The organism is Burkholderia sp. BCC1047 (assembly GCF_902833155.1).
GTDB lineage: Bacteria > Pseudomonadota > Gammaproteobacteria > Burkholderiales > Burkholderiaceae > Burkholderia > Burkholderia sola.
On sequence record NZ_CADFEH010000046.1, the window covers coordinates 25,573 to 44,700 of the forward strand.

15 protein-coding genes are annotated in these 19,128 nt (G+C 68.7%); 2 read left to right on the forward strand and 13 right to left on the reverse strand.

The window, feature by feature from the left end; translation table 11 throughout:
* Window positions 1-90: 90 nt before the first annotated feature.
* From HWX55_RS32265 to HWX55_RS32325, 13 genes are all read right to left on the reverse strand, one after another.
* Entirely contained in the window at window positions 91-1,278 is a 1,188-nt protein-coding gene (locus tag HWX55_RS32265; protein ID WP_175978660.1) for a M20 aminoacylase family protein, read from the reverse strand.
* Between the two features lie 69 nt (window positions 1,279-1,347).
* Entirely contained in the window at window positions 1,348-2,805 is a 1,458-nt protein-coding gene (locus tag HWX55_RS32270) for an aldehyde dehydrogenase family protein (protein ID WP_175978661.1), read from the reverse strand.
* The gene (locus HWX55_RS32275; protein WP_175978662.1) at window positions 2,802-4,079 is read right to left on the reverse strand and encodes an FAD-binding oxidoreductase; all 1,278 of its coding nucleotides are present in this window, start codon (window positions 4,077-4,079) and stop codon (window positions 2,802-2,804) included. Before HWX55_RS32275 ends, HWX55_RS32270 begins: the two co-directional genes overlap by 4 nt.
* Before the next feature lie 117 nt (window positions 4,080-4,196).
* Window positions 4,197-5,522, reverse strand: coding sequence for an FAD-binding oxidoreductase (locus HWX55_RS32280; protein ID WP_175978663.1), 1,326 nt, complete (start codon window positions 5,520-5,522; stop codon window positions 4,197-4,199).
* A gap of 2 nt (window positions 5,523-5,524) precedes the next feature.
* Complete coding sequence (locus HWX55_RS32285; RefSeq protein ID WP_175978664.1) at window positions 5,525-6,259, reverse strand: cupin domain-containing protein; 735 nt, start codon at window positions 6,257-6,259, stop codon at window positions 5,525-5,527.
* 121 nt (window positions 6,260-6,380) lie between these two features.
* Window positions 6,381-6,812 carry an AraC family transcriptional regulator gene (locus HWX55_RS32290; RefSeq protein ID WP_175978665.1) on the reverse strand — a complete coding sequence of 144 codons (432 nt, stop codon included), beginning with the start codon at window positions 6,810-6,812 and terminating at the stop codon, window positions 6,381-6,383.
* Window positions 6,813-6,835: 23 nt separating this feature from the next.
* Complete coding sequence (locus HWX55_RS32295) at window positions 6,836-8,170, reverse strand: FAD-binding oxidoreductase (protein WP_175978666.1); 1,335 nt, start codon at window positions 8,168-8,170, stop codon at window positions 6,836-6,838.
* A gap of 139 nt (window positions 8,171-8,309) precedes the next feature.
* Window positions 8,310-10,184: an ABC transporter ATP-binding protein gene (locus HWX55_RS32300; protein WP_175978667.1), complete on the reverse strand. Its 1,875-nt coding sequence runs from the start codon at window positions 10,182-10,184 to the stop codon at window positions 8,310-8,312.
* The gene (locus HWX55_RS32305) at window positions 10,184-11,140 is read right to left on the reverse strand and encodes an ABC transporter permease (protein WP_175978668.1); all 957 of its coding nucleotides are present in this window, start codon (window positions 11,138-11,140) and stop codon (window positions 10,184-10,186) included. The genes HWX55_RS32300 and HWX55_RS32305 overlap by 1 nt, the downstream gene beginning before the upstream one ends.
* 30 nt (window positions 11,141-11,170) lie before the next feature.
* The gene (locus HWX55_RS32310; RefSeq protein WP_175978669.1) at window positions 11,171-12,124 is read right to left on the reverse strand and encodes an ABC transporter permease; all 954 of its coding nucleotides are present in this window, start codon (window positions 12,122-12,124) and stop codon (window positions 11,171-11,173) included.
* 79 nt (window positions 12,125-12,203) lie between these two features.
* Window positions 12,204-13,787, reverse strand: a complete 1,584-nt coding sequence (locus HWX55_RS32315; RefSeq protein ID WP_175978670.1) for an ABC transporter substrate-binding protein — start codon at window positions 13,785-13,787, stop codon at window positions 12,204-12,206.
* 693 nt (window positions 13,788-14,480) lie between these two features.
* Window positions 14,481-16,019, reverse strand: coding sequence for a methyl-accepting chemotaxis protein (locus HWX55_RS32320; RefSeq protein WP_124592803.1), 1,539 nt, complete (start codon window positions 16,017-16,019; stop codon window positions 14,481-14,483).
* Window positions 16,020-16,197: 178 nt separating this feature from the next.
* Complete coding sequence (locus HWX55_RS32325) at window positions 16,198-16,866, reverse strand: haloacid dehalogenase type II (RefSeq protein ID WP_124637576.1); 669 nt, start codon at window positions 16,864-16,866, stop codon at window positions 16,198-16,200.
* A 442-nt stretch (window positions 16,867-17,308) separates the two neighbouring features.
* Here HWX55_RS32325 and HWX55_RS32330 point away from each other — a divergent pair, with 442 nt between their 5' ends.
* Together HWX55_RS32330 and HWX55_RS32335 are read left to right on the forward strand one after the other, a co-directional pair.
* Window positions 17,309-18,169: a GNAT family N-acetyltransferase gene (locus HWX55_RS32330; RefSeq protein WP_175978671.1), complete on the forward strand. Its 861-nt coding sequence runs from the start codon at window positions 17,309-17,311 to the stop codon at window positions 18,167-18,169.
* A 13-nt stretch (window positions 18,170-18,182) separates the two neighbouring features.
* A complete protein-coding gene (locus HWX55_RS32335) occupies window positions 18,183-19,109 on the forward strand; it encodes a glyoxylate/hydroxypyruvate reductase A (protein WP_175978672.1) in 927 nt (308 codons plus the stop codon).
* Window positions 19,110-19,128 lie beyond the last annotated feature (19 nt).

Below are 19,128 nucleotides of genomic sequence, written 5' to 3' on the forward strand. Positions count from 1 at the left end.
GTGGACGCCCGACGATCCGGGAGCTCGCGTTCCCCAGACCTGACGCCCGATCAACCAGGCGTCAGCCGGTCTCAACGCCGCTGCGACACATCACGGCGATCGCGCGAAGTAATGCTGCGCCAGCGCGACCCAATAGCGGACGCCGGCCGGAATGATGTCATCGTTGAAGTCGTACTTCGGGTGATGCAGCGACGGTGCGCTCGCACCGTCCTGCGCATTGCCGATCAGCACGTACGCGCCCGGCCGTTCCTCCAGCATGAAACCGAAGTCTTCGGACGTCATGTTCGGCGGCACGTTGGGAGACAGGCGTTCGTCGCCGAACGTGTCACGAATCACCGCTTCGCATAGCGCCGTCTCGGCCGGCGTGTTGACCGTCGCCGGGTAGTACTGAAAAAACTCCACGTCGACCTGCGCGCCATAGGCCCCCGCGAGGCCTTCGCACGCGAGCCGCACGTCGTGCTGCAGCTTCTGCTGCAACGCCGACGACAGCGTGCGGATCGTGCCGCGCAGCTCGGCGGTGTCGGGAATCACGTTGTCCGTCGTGCCCGCATGGAACATGCAGACGGAAATGACCGCCGGGTCGACGGGGTCCTTGTGCCGTGCGGCGATCGTCTGACACTGCAGCACCATCGAGCACGCGAGCGGCACCGGATCAATGCCCAGATGCGGCTGTGCCGCGTGCGCGCCCTTGCCCGTCACCGTGATCCTGAAGCGCGAGCCCGCGGCCATGATCGGGCCCGTACGCAACCCGAAATGCCCGGCCGGCAGACCGGGCCAGTTGTGCATGCCGAATACCGCTTCCGTCGGGTATTGCTCGAACAGCCCGTCGTCGATCATCTTGCGCGCGCCCGCGCCGCCCTCTTCGCCCGGCTGAAACACGAAATGGATGGTGCCCGGCAACTGCGGCAGTTCCTTCAGCACGCGCGCGGCGCCGAGCAACATCACGGTATGGCCGTCATGGCCGCACGCATGCATGATCCCGTGCGTGCAGGACGCGTGAGCGAAATCGTTCGCTTCGTGGATCGGCAATGCGTCCAGGTCGGCGCGCAGCACGATGCCGCGGCGCGGATCCGCGCCGGGCAGGCTCGCGACGACGCCCGTGCCGCCGAGCCCGCGCGACACCGCATAGCCGAGCGCCTCGAGCTCGCGGGCGACGACGTTGGCCGTCCGGTGTTCTTCGAATCGCAACTCGGGATGCGCATGCAGGTCGCGGCGCAGCTTCGCCCAGTGCGCGTGATGCGTTTGCAACGATGTGTCGGGAATCACGGGGTTGTCCAATTTCGGTACCTTCGGAATGTAGCGGGCTTCCAACTGTACTGCCTGCGCGAATCGCGCGCTGCGGCTGCGTCAGTCGTAATAGCCGACGATCGACTTGATCTCCATGTATTCCTCCATCCCTTCGATCCCGTACTCGCGGCCGTTGCCCGACTGCTTGTACCCGCCGAACGGCGCCTGCGGGTCCCATGCCGGATAGTTCAGATGCACCTGCCCCGCGCGGATGCGAGCGGCCACCGCGCGTGCGCGTTCCTTGTCGGCGCCCTGCACGTGCGCGCCGAGCCCGTAGACCGTATCGTTCGCGATCGCGACCGCTTCGTCGACGGTGTCGTAAGGCAGGATCGCGAGCACCGGGCCGAAGATCTCCTGCTGCGCGATCGCCATGTCGGTGCGCACGTCGGAGAAAATCGTCGGCCGCGCATAAAAGCCGCGGTCGAGCCCCGCGGGCCGGCCGGGGCCGCCGGCAATCAGCTTTGCGCGTTCGTCGATGCCCACGTCGATCATCTGCGCAACCCGCCCGAACTGCGCGCGATTGGCCAGCGGCCCGTGCGTCGTGGCCTCGTCGAACGGATCGCCGACGACGAGCGTTTGCATCGCCGCGACGGCCAGCGCCTCGACCTCGCCGAGCACCGCGCGCGGCACGATCATGCGGGTCGGCGCGCTGCACGATTGCCCCATGTTGCGGAACGCGGCGGCCACGCCGGGCGGAATCGCACGCGACAGGTCCGCATCCGGCAACACGATGTTCGGCGACTTGCCGCCCAGTTCCTGCGCGACGCGCTTGACGGTCGTCGCGGCCGCCTGCGCCACGAGCACGCCGGCGCGCGTCGAGCCGGTGATCGACACCATGTCGACCTCCGGGTGCGACGAAAGCGCCGCGCCCACCGTCTCGCCGCTGCCGCTCACGAGATTGAATACGCCGGCGGGCACGCCCGCGTCGGCGACCACTTCCGCGAACAGCAGCGCGCTGAGCGGCGACAGCTCGCTCGGCTTCAACACGACCGTGCAGCCGGCCGCGAGCGCCGGGCCGACCTTCGCGGTGATCTGATAGATCGGCCAGTTCCATGGCGTGATCAGCGCACACACGCCGATCGGCTCGCGCGCGACCGCGGTCGTTCCGCGCCGCTCGATGAACGGGTAGCGCGCAAGGTTGTCGCGTGCGACGCGGATATGTTCGGCCGCGAGCGGCACGTGCGCGCCGCGTGCATAGCCGATCGGCGCGCCCATTTCCAGCGCGAGCGCGGTGGCGAACAACTCGGCGCGCTCGCGCATCAGCGCATGGATGCGGTCGAGCACCGCCGCGCGTTCCTGCGGTGATGTCGCGGACCAGCGTGCAAACGCATTACGCGCGGCCTGCACCGCGCGGTCGGCGTCGCGCGCGCTGCCCAGCGGAATCTCGCACAGCGTGTCTTCCGTGGACGGGCTGACGACCGCGAACCGGTCGCCGCCTTCGGGCAGCACCCAGTCGCCGTCGATGAAGAAGCGATCGAGCCTTCCGGCTTGCATCAGGTGAACAACAGGGGAATTCATTGAAGAGTGTCCTTGAGTCGATACCAGGCGCCGACGAACGGCAAAAACCAGGGTTTGCCGAAGTGGCCCGGAATCGCGGGCCAGTCGAAACCGTTCCACGGGTTCAGGTCGGCGCGTCCATCCATGATCTCGGCCATCAACGTGCCCATCAGCGTGGCCATGTGCGTGCCGTGGCCGCTATAGCCCATCGAGTAGTAAACGCCGTCGCGTTCGCCCGCGCGCGGCAGCCGGTTGGCCGTCATGTCGACCATCCCGCCCCAGCAGTAGTCGATGCGTACGTCGGCCAGCTCGGGAAACACGGCGGCCATCTGCTGCCGCAGGATTGCGCCGCTCTTTTCGTCCGAACGCGGATTCGACGCGGCAAAACGCGCACGCCCGCCGAACAGCATCCGGTTGTCGGGCGTGACGCGAAAGAAATTCACGAAGTTCCTCGTGTCGGTGACCATCCGCCGCGTCGGCAGCAAGCGGTCGAGCAGGTCGTTCGGCAACGGCTCGGTGACGATGATGAACGCGCCGACCGGCACGATCCGTCGGCGCACCCAGCCGAACGGCCCGACCTGCGAAATACCGCTCGCGAGCAGCACCTGGCGCGCGCGGATGTCGCCGACCGGTGTTTGCACCGCGTACGCGCCGCCCGCTTGCCGCTTCAGGCCGAGCACCGGCGCATGCTCGAGAATATGCGCGCCACGGGCTTGCGCGGCGCGCGCGAGGCCGCGCACATAACGGCCGACGTGCATCCCGGCGCTCTTGCCGAACAGCAGCCCGCCGTGATACCGGTTCGAGCCGATCTCGTCGCGCAGTTCCGCCTTCGTGACCACGCGCGTGTCGGGATCCACGCTCGCCGCGAGCAGCGCCTGACTGCGCACGAGCTTGTCGTAGTGCTCGGGCTTCGCCGCGAGCTTCAGCTTGCCGCGGCGCACGAAATCGCAATCGATCGACTCTTCCCGGACCAGCCGCTCGACCGTGTCGACGCCCGCGTCGAACGCGAGATAGAGCCGGTTGGCCAGTTCCGTGCCGATGCGCTGCGACAGCGACGCGTAATCTTGCGCGAAGCCGTTGTTGCACATGCCGCCGTTGCGTCCCGATGCCGCCTGCCCGACGGTGCCCGCCTCGCAGACGATCACGCGCGCACCTTTCTTCGCCAGCGCGAGTGCGGCGGCCGAACCGGTGATCCCGCCGCCCACCACCACCACGTCGCAACTTCCTTCATGCAACGTCGGCGAACTGCTCGCGAATGGCTCCGACGTATCGAGCCAGTAGGAACTGAAACGCATCAGGCACTCCCAAGCTGTCCATCGCACCGCGCCGAGGCTGCGGCCCGTTCGCCGCGCCGGTCCGGACCGAAGCGCGTCGTCCGGAGACTTCCCCCGCATCAGCGCGACGGCCCTGCACTAGAAATCCGCGACCTTGCCCCATGCGGACTCGCTGAACCGGCCGGGCCGGTACGGCGCCGGGTCCACGAACGGCTCCGCACCCGACGCGAGATCGGCGATCAGGTGCCCGGCACCCGGGCCGATCCCGAAGCCGTGCCCCGAAAACCCCGCCGCGAGGATCAGCCCCGGCACGCCCGGCACTTCGCCGATACCCGGCACGCCGTCCGGCGTGCTGTCGACGTACCCGGCCCACGCGTGCGTGATCTTCGCTTCGCGCAGTTCGGGCAACAGGTCGGACGCGCGGCGGTACGTTTCGGCGACCGTCGGCATGTCGGGCTTCGGATCGAGAATGCGCACCGCTTCCATCGGCGTCGGCGCATCGAGGCGCCAGCGCTTCAACGTTTCATGGCCGCTGCGCACGCCTTCGAGGCCGCCCGGCAGCAGGTTGCGCCAGCGTTTCGCGAACATCGGCACGAATTGCGGCGCGAAGCGCAGGAACTGCGGCGTCAGGTCCACGCGCGCGCGGCCGCTGATCGCCAATGCGTAGCGTCCGTCGCAGCGGCGCGTGATGGACACGCCGGACGTGTACATCGCACCCGGCAGCGGCGTGTCGACGGGCGACACGCTCAGGATCGACTGACGGATCGACGCCTGCGGAAAGCGAATGCCGAGCTGGCGGCAGAACGACGACGCCCATGCGCCGCCGGCCATCACGACCGTCCGGGTCTTGATGACGCCGGCCTCGGTGACGACGCCCGCGACGCGGCCGCCTTCGAGCTCGATGCCGCGCGCCGCGCAATGCTGGTGAACACTGCCGCCCAACTTCATCACTGCGGCGGCCACGGCCGGCGCGGCCTTGCCCGGATCGGCCGTGCCGTCGGTCGGCGAGAACACGCCGCCCTTCCACTGCCGCCCGGTTGCCCGCCCGCGTTCGGCGGCTTGCTTGCTGTCGAGCATGTATGTGGTCACGCCCGCGGTCTTCGCGAATTCGCCCCAGCTGGCCCAGCGCGACAGCTCGGCCTCGTCATTGCTCAGATACAGCAGCCCGCAGCGATGAAAGCCGGTGTCTTCTCCGGATTCGGCGGCGAAGCGTTCCCACAGATCGATGCTCTTGCTCGCCATCGGCAACTCGCGCGCGTCGCGGTTCTGCTGGCGGCACCAGCCCCAGTTGCGGCTCGACTGTTCGGCGCCGATGCGCCCTTTCTCGACGAGCGCGACCGAGATGCCGCGGCGGGCCAGATAGTAGGCGGTGAAGACGCCGATGATGCCGCCGCCGATCACGACGACGTCGGCCGCGGCCGGCGGCGTGGACAAGGTTTCGATATGGCGCAGCGGAGGGGACATGCTCAGTCTCGTTCGGTGGAAGGTTTGACGTTCTGCATCACGTAGAACTTCGCGACGCGTTCGCTGCTTTCCCACCCGATCGACGCACCGCGCGGCACGAACAGCGCGTCGCCGGTGCCGAGCGACTGCACGCTGCCGTCGGGCGCCGCGAACCGGACGCCGCCGTCCAGCAGGAACATGAACTCGTTCGCGCGATGCGGCCGCACGATCCGGTGATACGGCGTCGAATCCCAGGTGCCCGCGCAGTACCCGGCGCCGTCGTCGGTGAACACGTTGTCGCTGCGGCATTGCGGCGCGGGGCCGAGCAGTACCTCGGCCGGCAGCGTGGCGGACGGTTTGAAGTCCGCGTCGGCGTGCAGCGCAAAGACGCCTTGTTTCGTCGGCGTCTCGCACGCTGCCGAGCAGAACGTCAGCAGCACCGGCGATGGCGCGACGATGCGCAGCGCGGTGCCGCGGCCGATCACGGCGCCTTGCCCAGGGCCGACCACCAGCGGTGCGGCCCCGGCCGCTTCGAGCGTCAACTCGCCCTGGACGACGACGAGGGTTTCGATGTGCGGAAAGCTCGGTACGTCCAGTTCGCCCACGAAGCCGATGCGCCCCGCGGCCATCGCGTCGGGGCCTTCCCACGCGATCTCGCGATGCGACGCGAACGGATCGCCCGCGCCGAGCGCCTGCTTGCGGAACGCGGTGGAAGACGGTGCGCCGTCGGCCCGGTGCAACACGAAAACTGCGGTCATTTCTGCTCCTGTACAGTGCGTGACGGATTCGTTCGAAAGCGGTCACGCGATATCGGAAATCGTCGTTCGCCGGCTCGCCTGCCGGAAAATCCTCAGCGGGGCATGTCGTCCATGCGTGTGCTTACGCCGCGTGACACGACGCATCGCGGCGTTCGGCGCGCACGCGTGTCGATGGCGTTCGCACCGGTGCGCCGCCCGTGCGGGCAACCACGTAATCGCGCGGCGTGATCCCGAGCACGCGCCGGAAATGCCGGCACAGATGGCTCTGATCGAAGAAGCCGACGTCGGTCGCGACGACCGACGGCGCGAGACCGGCGCGCAACAGGTCCTGCGCCCGCCGTATCCGCACGAGACACAGATACCGATGCGGCGACAGCCCGGTTTCGCTGCGAAAGCGCGCGGTGAAGCGCGACACGCTCAACCCGGCCACCGCCGCGAGCGTGTCGAGGTTCAGCGGCTGCGCGAACGACGCGTCGATCGTGCGCAGCACGTCGCCGATCGCCGGCGACACGGGCCGCGCGACACGCGGCGAGCCAACGAATTGCACTGTCATGTCGAATTCTCCCGGCGCGCGCTTCAATGCAGGAAATCCTGCATCCGGTAATACGCGCCGACGAGCGGCAGGAACCACGCGTGCCCGAAATGGCCGGGTATCGCCGGCCAGTCGAGCTCGCGCCACGGGTTCGACGCGGCCGCGCCATACAGCACGTCGGCCATCACGCGGCCCATGTGCACCGACATCTGCACGCCGTGGCCGCTGTAGCCCATCGAGTAATAGAGCCCGTCGTGCTGGCCCGCGCGCGGCAGCCGGTCGGCGGTGATGTCCACCAGCCCGCCCCAGCAGTAGTCGAGCCGCACGCCGGCCAGTTCCGGGAAGTAGCCGGCCATGCCGGCGCGCAGGACGTCGCCGCTCTTCGCGTCGGAACGCGGGCTCGACATCGCGAAGCGCGCGCGGCCGCCGAACAGCAGCCGGTTGTCGGGCGTCACGCGGAAGTAGTTGCCGATCTGGCGCGACGTAACGTACGCACGGCGATGCGGAAACAGCCGGTTCAGCTGCGCATCCGGCAGCGGCTCGGTCACGACGATGAAGCTGCCGACCGGCGCGATGCGTCGCCGGAACCACGCAAACGGCCCGTGCTGCGATGCGCCGGTCGCGACCAGCACGCGGTCGGCAACGATCGTGCCGCGGGTGCAGGTGACGCGGTGGCGCTCGCCGTCGAGCCGGTCGAGCTGCGTGACGGCCGCGTGCTCGACCACGCGTGCGCCGGCCCGCACGGCCGCTTGCGCGAGGCCGACGCCGAACTTGCCCATGTGCATCTGCGCGCCGTTGCGCTGCAGGAGCCCGCCGTAGAAACCGTCGGAGGCGATTTCGTCGCGGATCCGCGACGGCTCGATCAATTCGATATCCGGATCGACGTCGCGCCGCAATGCGTTGAAGGTCTTTTCGAGCCCCGCGAAATGCTGCGGCTTCGCGGCGAGCTTCAGCTTGCCGGCGCGCCGGAAATCGCAATCGATCGCCTGTTCGGTCACGATCGTCTCGACGCTCTTCACCGCGCTTTCGTATGCGAGATAAAACTGCTTCGCCTGCGCGGCGCCGATGCGGGCGGCCAGCGACGCGTAGTCCTGCGCGACGCCCGTATTGCACTGGCCGCCGTTGCGGCCAGACGCTTCGCCCGCGACCTGCGCGGCTTCGAGCACGACCACCGAAACGCCGCGCTGCGCGAGCGCGAGCGCCGCCGACAAACCGGTGAACCCGCCGCCGATCACGACGACGTCGGCCCGCCCTTCGACGGGGCCTTCGCTGCCGGCGCTAAACGCGGGGCGGGTATCCAGCCAGTACGATTCCAGTTTCATCGGATCCTTCTTGTGCATGCCGGCAACGACGATCGGCGACCGTTCAATGAGAATCATTTAATCACCGTCAAAAACCGCAGTTGCCGCGTATTCGCGCGCGGCACGCGTGCAAATTGCCGTTTTGCGCGACCGCCGCGGCAGACTATGCGGTGGGCCGTCCACCGCACCGCGCGATGAACGGTTCGCGCGCCACGTACTACAGCTGCACCGGCGTGACACCGGCGGGAATCGGCTCCGCCTGGAAGCGCGCGAGATCCTCCTCGCTGCGATGGCACAGCACCTGCGCGCCGTTGCCGAGCGTGCGCAGCGACGGGGCCGTCCGGTTGCACACGCCGTCCACGCGCATCGCGCAGCGCGACAGGAACGGACACAGCTCGTCCTCGTTCTCGCGCTCGCCGATCGGCACCAGCGGCCGGTGGCAACGCTCGACCGCATCGTCGAGCCAGCCCGCGCGCAACTCCGGCGCGGACGACACCAGCAAGTGCGAATACGGGTGATAAGGCGGCGCGCACAGCGCGTCGCGACTGCCCGTCTCCACGCGGCGGCCCGCATACAGCACGACGATGTCGTCGCTGATCGCGCGCACCTTCGCGATGTCGTGTGTGATGAACACGTACGACACGCCGAGCTTCGCCTGCAGGTCGCGCAGCAACTCGATGATCGCGGCGCCGACCACGGTGTCGAGCGCCGACGTGACCTCGTCGCACAGGATCAGGTCGGGCTCGGCCGCGAGCGCGCGCGCGAGGTTCACGCGCTGCTTCTGCCCGCCCGACAGCTCGCCGGTACGCCGCGAGGCCACCGCCGGCGGCAGCCGCACGAGTTCGAGCAGCTCCGCGACGCGCTGGCGGGCTCGTGCGCCCTTGATCCCGTGGTAGAACGCGAGCGGTCGTGCGAGCGTGCGCTCGACGGTATGCACGGGGTTGAGCGCGGTATCGGCGTTCTGGAACACGATCTGCACGCGGCGATGCTGCTCCTTGGTGCGCTTGACGATATCGCGTGCGAGCGGCACGCCGTCGAGCAGGATCTCGCCACCGGTCGCCGGCACGAGGCCCGCGATCACCTTCGCGAGCGTCGTCTTGCCGGAGCCCGATTCGCCGATCACGCCGACCGTCTGCCCGCGCCCGATGCGCAGGTCGACTTCATGCAGGATCACCTTCGCGGGCCAGCCGTTCGCGGCGCGGCCGCCGTAGCCCGCGATCGCGCCGCGCACGTCGAGCAGCGGCGCCGGCGCGGCCGGCTCCTGTGCTTGCGCCTGCGCGTCGCGCTCCGCGTCGTTCGGCGTGACCGCCGCGATCAGGCTCTGCGTGTACGGGTGCGTCGGCGCATGCAGGATCTGTTCGGTATCGCCCGCCTCGCGGATCACGCCGTCGCTCAGCACGACGATCCGGTCGGCCATCTGCGCGACCACGGCCAGGTCGTGCGACACGTACACGGCGCTCATCCCGTAGCGCTTGATCACGCTCTTGAACGCCTGCAGCACGTCGATCTGCGTGGTCACGTCGAGCGCGGTGGTCGGCTCGTCGAGGATCACCAGTTCCGGATCGGTGATCAGCGCCATCGCGGCCATCAGCCGCTGCAACTGGCCGCCCGATACCTGGTGCGGATAGCGCTTGCCGATCGTGTCCGGCTCCGGCAGCGCGAGCGCGCGAAACAGCTCGATCGCCTTCGCCTGCGCATCGCGCTTCGTCATCGTCTTGTGGATCAGCGCGCTCTCGATCACCTGGTCGAGAATCGTACGCGACGGGTTGAACGAGGCGGCCGCGCTCTGCGCGATATACGCGACCTTGCGGCCGCGCAGCGCGGTCAGCGCCGCCGCGGAAAGCGTGCACACGTCGGTGCCGTCGAGCTTCACCGAGCCCCCGGCGATCCGGCATCCGGCGCGCGCATGGCCCATTAGCGACAGCGCGATCGTCGTCTTGCCGGAGCCCGATTCGCCGATCAGCGCGAGCACCTCGCCGCGCCCGATGTCGAAGTCGACGCCGTGGACGATCGTCGTTTCGTCGCCGCCCGGCCGGCCGCCGACCACGCGCAGCCCGCGCACCTCGACGAGCGGATTCGATTCGTGTCGCATCAGTGTCCTCCGGCGGCGCCGGCCGCGCCCTTGCGGCGGCCGCGATGCGGCAGACCGTCGATCAACAGGTTGACGCCCACCGTCAGGATCGCGATCGCGACCGCGGGCATGATCGCGACGGCCGAGCCGTCGCCGAGGCTCGCGATGTTCTCGCGCACGAGCGAGCCGAGGTCCGCGTACGGCGGCTGCACGCCGAGCCCGAGAAAGCTCAGGCCGCTCAGCAGCAGCACGACGAACGTGAAGCGCAGCCCGGTGTCCGCCAGCATCGGGTGGATCATGTTCGGCAGCATCTCGACGCACGCGATGTACAGCGCGCTTTCGCCGCGCGCCTTGGCGACCTGCACGAATTCGAGCGTGCTGATGTTGACGGCGAGCGCGCGCGCGATCCGGTACGAGCCGGGCATGTAGCTAACCGCGGCGGTGAGGACCAGCAGCGGCAGCGACGAGCCGAACGCGGCGACGAACATCAGCGCGAACATCTTCGACGGAATCGACGTGAGCGCGTCGAGCAGCCGGCTCATCGTCTCGTCGACCGCGCGGCCCGACACGGTCGCGAGCAGCCCGAGCGTCGTGCCGGTCACCGCGGCGAGCAGCACCGCGGCCAGCGCGAGCAGCACGGTCAGCCGCGTGCCGTACAGGATCCGGCTCAGCATGTCGCGGCCGAGGAAGTCGGAGCCGAACGGCAGCTTCGCGCTGAACGACGCGAACACGTCGGGCGTGACGATCGCGCCGACGTCGTGCGGCGCGATCAGTGGCCCGAACACCGCGACGAACAGCATCAGGCCGGCCATCGACAGGCCGACGCGGCCGCCGGTCGTCAACGCGATGCGCGCGGTGCGGCGCTTGCGCGGCTGGTCGGGGGCAGGCGCGGCAGGCGGCATGCTGCCCCGCCCGAGGGGCGGGTCGCCGGAGGGCGGCAGCGCGCTGCTGCGTTGTACGGGTTCGATCGGTTGCATGGGCGGCATCTCGGAAGAAAGACGAAACACTCAGGTGCGCAGTCGCGGGTTCGACACGATCGAGCACAGGTCGGCGAACAGCACGAGCGTCAGGTAAGCGACGCAGAAGATCAGCGTGCACGCCTGGACCAGCGGGAAATCGCGGTTGCTGACGGCGTCGACCATCAGGCTCGCGAGGCCCGGATAGTTGAAGATCGTCTCGACGACGATCACGCCGCCGAGCAGATACGACAGGCTCAACGCGATCGCATTGGCGATCGGGCCGATCGCGTTCGGCAACGCATGGCGCAGCACGACGCGCGCGGGGCTCGCGCCCTTGAGCACGGCCATCTCGACGTACGACGCGCTCAACTGCTCGATCACCGCGGCGCGCGTCATGCGTGCCATCTGCGCAATCACGACCGCGCACAGCGTCAGGACCGGCATCGCATACGCACGTAGGAAATCGTGCAGGCTTTCGATCGGGCCGCTGTACGACAGCGCGGACAGCCAGTGCAGCTTCACCGCGAACACGAGTACGGCGACCGTCGCGATCAGGAATTCCGGCGTCGCGACGAGCGACAGGGTGCCGAGGCTGATCACGCGGTCGATCACCGACTCGCGCTTGACCGCCGCGAGGATCCCGAGCAACAGCGCGATCGGCACCGATACGGCAGTCGTGATCGCCGCCAGCGCGAGCGACTTCGGCAGGCGCCCGCCGATCAGTTCCGACACCGGCATGTCGCCGGAAAACGATCGGCCGAAGTCGCCGTGCAGCAGCCCGCCGAGCCAGTGCAGGTAGCGCTCGTGCGCCGGCATGTCGAGACCGAACTGCTGGCGCAGCGCGGCGACCGTCTCCGGCGTCGCCGACTGGCCGAGCGCGGCCTGCGCGGCGTCGCCCGGCAGCAGGTTCGTGATCGTGAAGATGATCGCGGACACGATCAGCAGCGTCAGCGCGGTGACCGCGATGCGCCGGCCGATCAGCCCGATGAGAATTCGGTTCATGGAGCAGCACTCCCGAAAAAACCGCGCGTGGCCGGCGCGGAAGTCCGCACCGGCCGCGCGACGGCGGCCAGCCACGACGTCATGCGTTCCACCACACGTTCTCGGCGAACATGAAGCCCATCATCCCGCCGGTCGGGATCGAACCGAGGCCCGCGAGCCGCTTGTCGTATCCGTCGAGGAAGCTGATGAACGCCGGAATGCCGACCCGGCCCTGCTGCGCGACGATCACCTGCATGTCGCCGTACATCTGCTTGCGCTTCGCGTCGTCGGTTTCCGAGCGCGCGGCGAGCAGCAACTGGTCGAACTTCGCGTTCTTCCAGCCCGACTCGTTCCACGGCGCATCCGACTTGAAGAACTGCGTGAACAGCACGTCGGCGCTCGAACGCGGGTTGATGTTGCCGAACGTGAGCGGATGCTTCATCCAGTGGTTCGACCAGTAGCCGTCGGGCGACGCGCGGTTGACCTGCAGGTTCAGCCCGATCTTCTGGCCGGCCTGCTGCAGCAGCACGGCCATTTCGATCGACCCGTTCGCGTCGGACGTCGCATAGATCGGCGGCAACGTGGCGCCGAGCGCCCCCGCCTTCTGGAACAGGAACTTCGCCTTGTCCGGATCGTGCGCCCGTTGCGGCAGCGACGCGTTGAAGTAGCGATGCCCCGGCGGAATCGGCTGGTCGTTGCCGATCACCGAGTAGCCGCGGAACACCGCCGTGCGGAGCTGCTCGCGATCGAACAGGTACTTCATCCCTTCGACGAAATCGGGACTCGAGACGATCGGGTTGTCGCTGCGCATGATCAGGTCGGTATAGAGGCCCGACTTGGTTTCCTTCAGCGCGTAGCCCGGCGTCGACGAGACCCGCTGCGTCGAGCGCGGATCGATCGCGTTGATCAGGTGCACGTCGCCCGACAGCAGCGCGTTCAGGCGCGCGGCGCTGTCGCTGATGCCGATCAGCTCGATCTCGTCGAGATACGGCTTGCCCGGCTTGAAGTAGCTGTCGTTGCGCACGCCGACGGTCGACACGCCCGGCTTGAACGACTTCAGCTTGTACGGGCCACAGCCGATACCGGTCGAGAAGTCGGTCGTGCCGTCCTTGACGATCACGAGCTGCGGCGTCGCGAGGATCACCGGCAGATCGGCGTTCGCGCTCGCGAGCGTCAGCGTGACTTCGTCCGGGCCGGTCGCCTTCGCGTCGGCGAACTGTTCGGCGAGCGGCTTCACCTTCGACGCGGTGGCCGGGTTCTTGTGGCGCATCAGCGAATACACCACGTCGGCCGGGCCGACGGGCTTGCCGTCGTGGAACGTGACGCCCTTGCGCAGCTTGATGATCCAGGTCTTCGCATCGGTCGTCTGCAGCGACTCGGCGAGGTTCATCTGCGGCGTCAGGCTCGCATCGAGCTGCGTGAGGCCGCTGTAGAACATGAAGAAGCGCGTGTAGTCCGCGCCCGTCGAGCCCTTGGCCGGGTCGAGCGTATCGGCCGTCGAGCCGGATTCGTTCGCAACCCGGATCTTGCCGCCGCGCTTCGGCGCGGGCGCGGCGAATGCCGAATCGGGGGTCATCAGCAGTCCGCCGGCGCCGGCGGCCATCATGCCGCCCGCCGCCATGACCTTCATCATGTCGCGGCGCGTGAAGCCGCCCTTGCCGCCGTTGTCGATATCGTCGCTCATCCGAACTGCTCCTGACTGTGGGAAGTGGGTCCAAGGGTCCAGCGTGGTTGTTCAATCGCGCCGCGCCCGCTTGCTGGTGGCGGGCGCGACGTCGTACACATGCAATTCATTTAAGCATCGCCAAAATGCGGTTTGTCGCGATTCGGGCGCCCCGCACGATACGAATCGACCGTTTTGGGCCGCCCGCGCAGCATGAATTGCTGCGTGCGCGCACGTGTCGCCGTTGGCCCGGCGGCGTGTCGCGGTGGTTGCCGAATCCGTGTCGATGCAGGAAATCGTAAGGCCGCAGCCGCCGCAGATTGCGCCGACAAAATTGCCCGTTCGGCATCCGGCGCGCGTTTGGCTCACGCAAACCGCACGTTTGTGTCGAATGCATGTGCGACCGCCGACGACGGCCGAAACGAGCGGCGCAGTGCGGCAGATCGCCGCATGCACGGGCGTCGACGGTGGGGATCGCGACGGGACGTCGCACAGGAAAGTTCAGAGGAATGCCGCTCGATCGGAACGGCTTGGCGGGAAGACGGGAAGGGGACGGGATTGCCCAGCAACCGGGCCCGTGCAGCCGTCAGGCGCCGCGCCTGCGTGCGGCGACGCGTGCATCACCGGCATGTCGGCGCGCACGCCGGGCAGCCGCCAGCGCGGCGCCCGAGAGGCAGGATGATGCGCCGGCCGCGGGCGGACGGCGCGAAGCCGTCACGCAGCGAGCCGGAACACAGATACGGCGGCCCGCAGGCGCGCCGCCTGCTCGTCCAGCGACGAGGCGGCCGCAGCCGCCTGCTCGACGAGCGCGGCGTTCTGCTGGGTGACTTCGTCCATTTGCGCGACCGCCAGCCCGATCTGTTCGATGCCGGTGCTTTGCTCGGCCGATGCCGCCGAAATCTCGCCCATGATGTCGGCCACCCGGTCGATCGACCGGACGATCTCCGTCATCCGCTCGCCGGCCGTCTCCACCAGCCGGCTGCCGCTGCCGGCCCGCTCGACCGACGCGTCGATCAATCCCTTGATGTCCTTCGCGGCGGCGGCGCTGCGTTGCGCGAGCGAACGGACTTCCGACGCGACGACGGCGAACCCGCGCCCCTCCTCGCCGGCCCGCGCGGCTTCCACCGCGGCGTTGAGCGCGAGAATGTTGGTCTGGAATGCGATGCTTTCGATCACGACGGTAATGTCCGCGATCCGCACCGATCCATCCGAAATCTGCCGCATCGTTTCGACGACGGCCTGCACGGCGGCGCCGCCGAGTTCGGTCGCATCCTTCGCCTGGGCCACGAGCGCATTCGCCTGGCGCGCGTTGTCGGCGTTCTGTTTGACCGTGGACGTGATCTGCTCCATGCTCGCGGCCGTTTCCTGCAGCGACGCGGCCTGCTGCTCGGTGCGCTGCGACAGATCCAGGTTGCCTTGCGCGATCTCGCCGGTGCCGGTGGCGATCGAGTGGGTCGTGGTCTGGATCTCGGCGATGGTGTCGGTCAGCCGCGCCTTCATGTCGCCCAGCGCGACGAGCAGGCTGCCGGGCGCGGCGTGCGCCGTATCGAACTGCACGTCCAGTTCGCCGGCGGCGATGCGCGCGGCGATCTGCGTCGCATGCGCGGGTTCGCCGCCCAGCGTGCGCCTGACGCTGCGCAGCACGCCCCATGCAATCGCCGCCAGCGCCGCGGCGATGACGAGCGCGACGGCGCCGAGCACCATCGCGAGCCGCGCAAACGCCGCGTTGATGTCATCGTAGAAAAATCCGGTGCCGATCCACCAGTTCCAGTCCGGAATCGCGACCACGCCCTGCAGCTTCGGCTCCAGGTCCGCGTCGGGGCTGCGCTTGATCAGCACGTCGACGAGCGCGAAGTGCGCCTGCGCCATCCCCGCGCGGTACGCCTCGCTGTCGGTCATGCCGCTGGTCGTGCGGTTGCCTTTCGCGCGCGTGCCGATGAACTTTGCGTTCGGGTGCACGAGGTTGACGCCGTCGGAGGTCGTGACCCAGAAGTAGCTCTTCGAATTCGCGTTGAGCGCCGACAGCGCGGCCTTGGCCTGCTGCTGCGCCTGCTCCTGCGTGAGCGTGCCGCTCGTCTGCAGCGCGCGATACGAATCGACCAGATGCTCGGCCTTGGTCAGCAGAATGACGATCTCTTCGCGGCGACTGTCGATCAGCGCGTCGCGCAGCGTGTGCAGCGACAACGCGGCGAGCAGGACGACGCCGAGCAGCGCCGCGGCGACGAGCATCAGCAGTTTGGTGGACAACTTCATGCGGGGGCCTCGAAATATTAACCGTTCGGTACATATATCGGCCCGGGCGGCCCCGCCTTGAATAACTCAATATCGGTAATTACCCTCGTTTCGTGCGCTGAACGAACGCGTGACGGGACGCGCCGGCATCGCGGCCGCGTCCCGTCACGCGTTCGATGGATCTGCCGGCGCAGCCGGCTTACAGCCCGAGCTGCGTCGCGAGCTGGCCGATGTCCGACACTTCGTAATAGTTGTAGAACGGCGTGCCCGGCTCGTGGCCGCGGTTTACGAACGCCTTGTGCTTGATCCCGAGATCCTCGGCCGTCATCAGGTCGTAGCGCAGGCTCGACGACACGTGCAGCACGTCCTCGGGCTTGCAGCCGAGCTTGTCGAACATGTATTCGAAGCCCTGCATCCGCGGCTTGTACGATTGCGCCTGCTGCGCGGTGAACACCGCGTGGAACGGCGCGCCGAGCTTGTCGACGTTGCTCATGATCTGCTCGTCCATCGCGTTCGACAGGATCACGAGCTTGTATTTCGACGCCAGCCGCGACAGCCCGGCCGGCACGTCCGGGTGCGGGCCCCACGTCGGCACCGCATGATAGAAAAGCTCGGCCTCGGCTTCGTCGAACTTCACGCCGAGCCGCGCGCAGGTGCGGCGGACCGAGTTGACGACGACGTCGCGGTACGGCTTCCACGCACCGAGCACCTCGTCGAGCCGATAGGCGGCGAACGCGCGCACGAAGGCCTCCATCGTGGCCGGCGACAGCCGGTCCGCATAGATTTCGCGCGCCGTCTCGGCCATCCGGAAATGGGTCAGCGTGCCGTAGCAGTCGAAGGTGATGTACTTCGGTTCAAACTGGATCATGGTGACGTCCTGTCGGTGTGAAGCCCCGGCAGGGCCGGGGATGGGCTGGGTTTAACGAAATTGAATCAGGGCAAAAAGTCGTTCGCGCATCGTTCGGCGCCGCTCAAAACGCAGAATCGCCGCGTGTTGCCCGCCGCATGCAGCACGATCTGCGGCGCGATCGGGCGGGGTGCGGCGCCACCCCAGCGGGCTCGCCTGCCGGTGCGGCCCTCCGGCAGGCAGCGCCGCCGTGCATTCATCCTAGTGGCATTCCCACAGCAGACGTTGTCGGATTGACCGGCCGCGCCGGCACGATCCGAGCGTTCGTGCGCGCCGATCGCGCGGGTTTGCGTCGATCGTGCGCCAGCGCCCGCCGCCGCCGGAAAACAGGCGAATCGTCCTATCCGTGCCGCCACCGCGCTGGCAGAGTGAACGGATCATTCCCACCGATCCGGAGTCCGGCGTGTCCGACCTCAATCCTTCCCGCACGCTCATCTATCGCCCGTTCGCCGAAACCGACCTGCCCGCCGCCCATCGACTGTCGGAGGCGGTCAAGTGGCCGCACCGGCTCGACGACTGGCGCTTCGCGTTCCAGCTCGGCGGCGGCTTCGTCGCCGAAGACGAAACCGGCGTCGTCGGTACCGCGTTCGGCTGGCGCTTCGACGAATCGCACGCGTCGCTCGGCATGGTCATCGTCTCGCCCGAGCGCCAGGGCTGCGGCATCGGGCGCGAGCTGATGACCCGCGTGGTCGACAGCCTCGGCGCGCGGACCATTTTTCTGCATGCGACGCCGGCAGGCGAGCCGCTGTACGCGAAATTCGGTTTCGACGTGATCGATACGATCGATCAGCACCAGGGCGCCGCGTTCCAGCCTCCGCTGATCTCGCTGCCGCCGGGCGAGCGCCTGCGCCCGCTCGGCACCAACGACGGGCCGCGCCTCGCGGCGCTCGCGTCGCGCGCGGCCGGCTACGAACGCGGTGCGGTGATCGAAGCGCTGCTCGACGTCGCGAACGGGATCGCGCTCGACCGCGACGGCGAACTGCTCGGTTTCGCGCTGTTCCGCCGGTTCGGCCGCGGCCACGTGATCGGCCCGGTGGTCGCGCCGGATGCGCTGCGCGCGCAGGCGCTGATCAGTCACTGGCTCGCGCTGCACGAGGGCATGTTCGTGCGGCTCGACGTGCCGGGCGACAGCGGGCTGTCCGACTGGCTGCAGGGGCTCGGGCTGCCGCGCGTCGACACCGTCGTCGCGATGGCGCGCGGCGCGACGCCCGAACGCGACCCGGTGCTGCGCGCGTTCGCGATCGTGAACCAGGCGCTCGGTTGAGCCGGAGCGCACGATGAGCTTTCTCTACAAGGCCGACCCGGTGCGCGGCGCGCAGTGGGCGGCGCGCTTCGCGCAACAGGCGCCCGATCTGCCGTTCCGGATCTGGCCGGACCTCGGCGACGCCGAAGCCGTCCGCTATCTCGCCGCGTGGCAGCCGCCGGATGATCCGGTCGCGCTGCTGCCGAATCTCGAAGTCGTGTTCTCGGTCGGCGCCGGCATCGACCAGTTCGACCTGTCGCGCGTGCCTTCGCACATCCCCGTCGTGCGGATGATCGAGCCGGGCATCGTCGAAGGAATGGTCGAATACGTGACGCAGGCCGTGCTGACGATCCATCGCGACCTGTTCGACTATGCAGCGCAGCAGCGCGACCAGGTGTGGCGCGAGCATCCGGTGCGCGCAGCCGCGTCGCGGCGCGTCGGCGTACTCGGGCTCGGCACGCTCGGCCAGGCCGTGCTCGACACGCTGCGGCGCTTCGGTTTCCCGTGCGCCGGCTGGAGCCGCACGCCGCGCACGCTCGACGGCGTCGACTGCTACGCGGGCGATGCGGCGCTCGACGCGTTCCTCGCCCGCACCGACATCCTGATCTGCCTGCTGCCGCTCACCGACAGCACGCGCGGGCTGCTCGGCGCACGCGTGTTCGACGCGCTGCCGGCCGGCGCGTCGCTCGTGCAGGTCGGGCGCGGCCCGCAGCTCGATGAAGCCGCGCTGCTCGCGGCGCTCGCGAGCGGCCGCGTCGACAGCGCGATCCTCGACGTGACGGACCCCGAACCGCTGCCGGCCGGCCATCCGTTCTGGACGCATCCGCGCATTCGCATCACGCCGCACATCGCCAGCGCGACGCGGCCCGACACCGCGGTCGACGCGGTGCTCGCGAACCTCGCGCGCCATCGCGCGGGGCAGCCGATGATCGGCGTCGTCGATCGCACGCGCGGCTACTGACCTGACGCGCGCCCGGCCC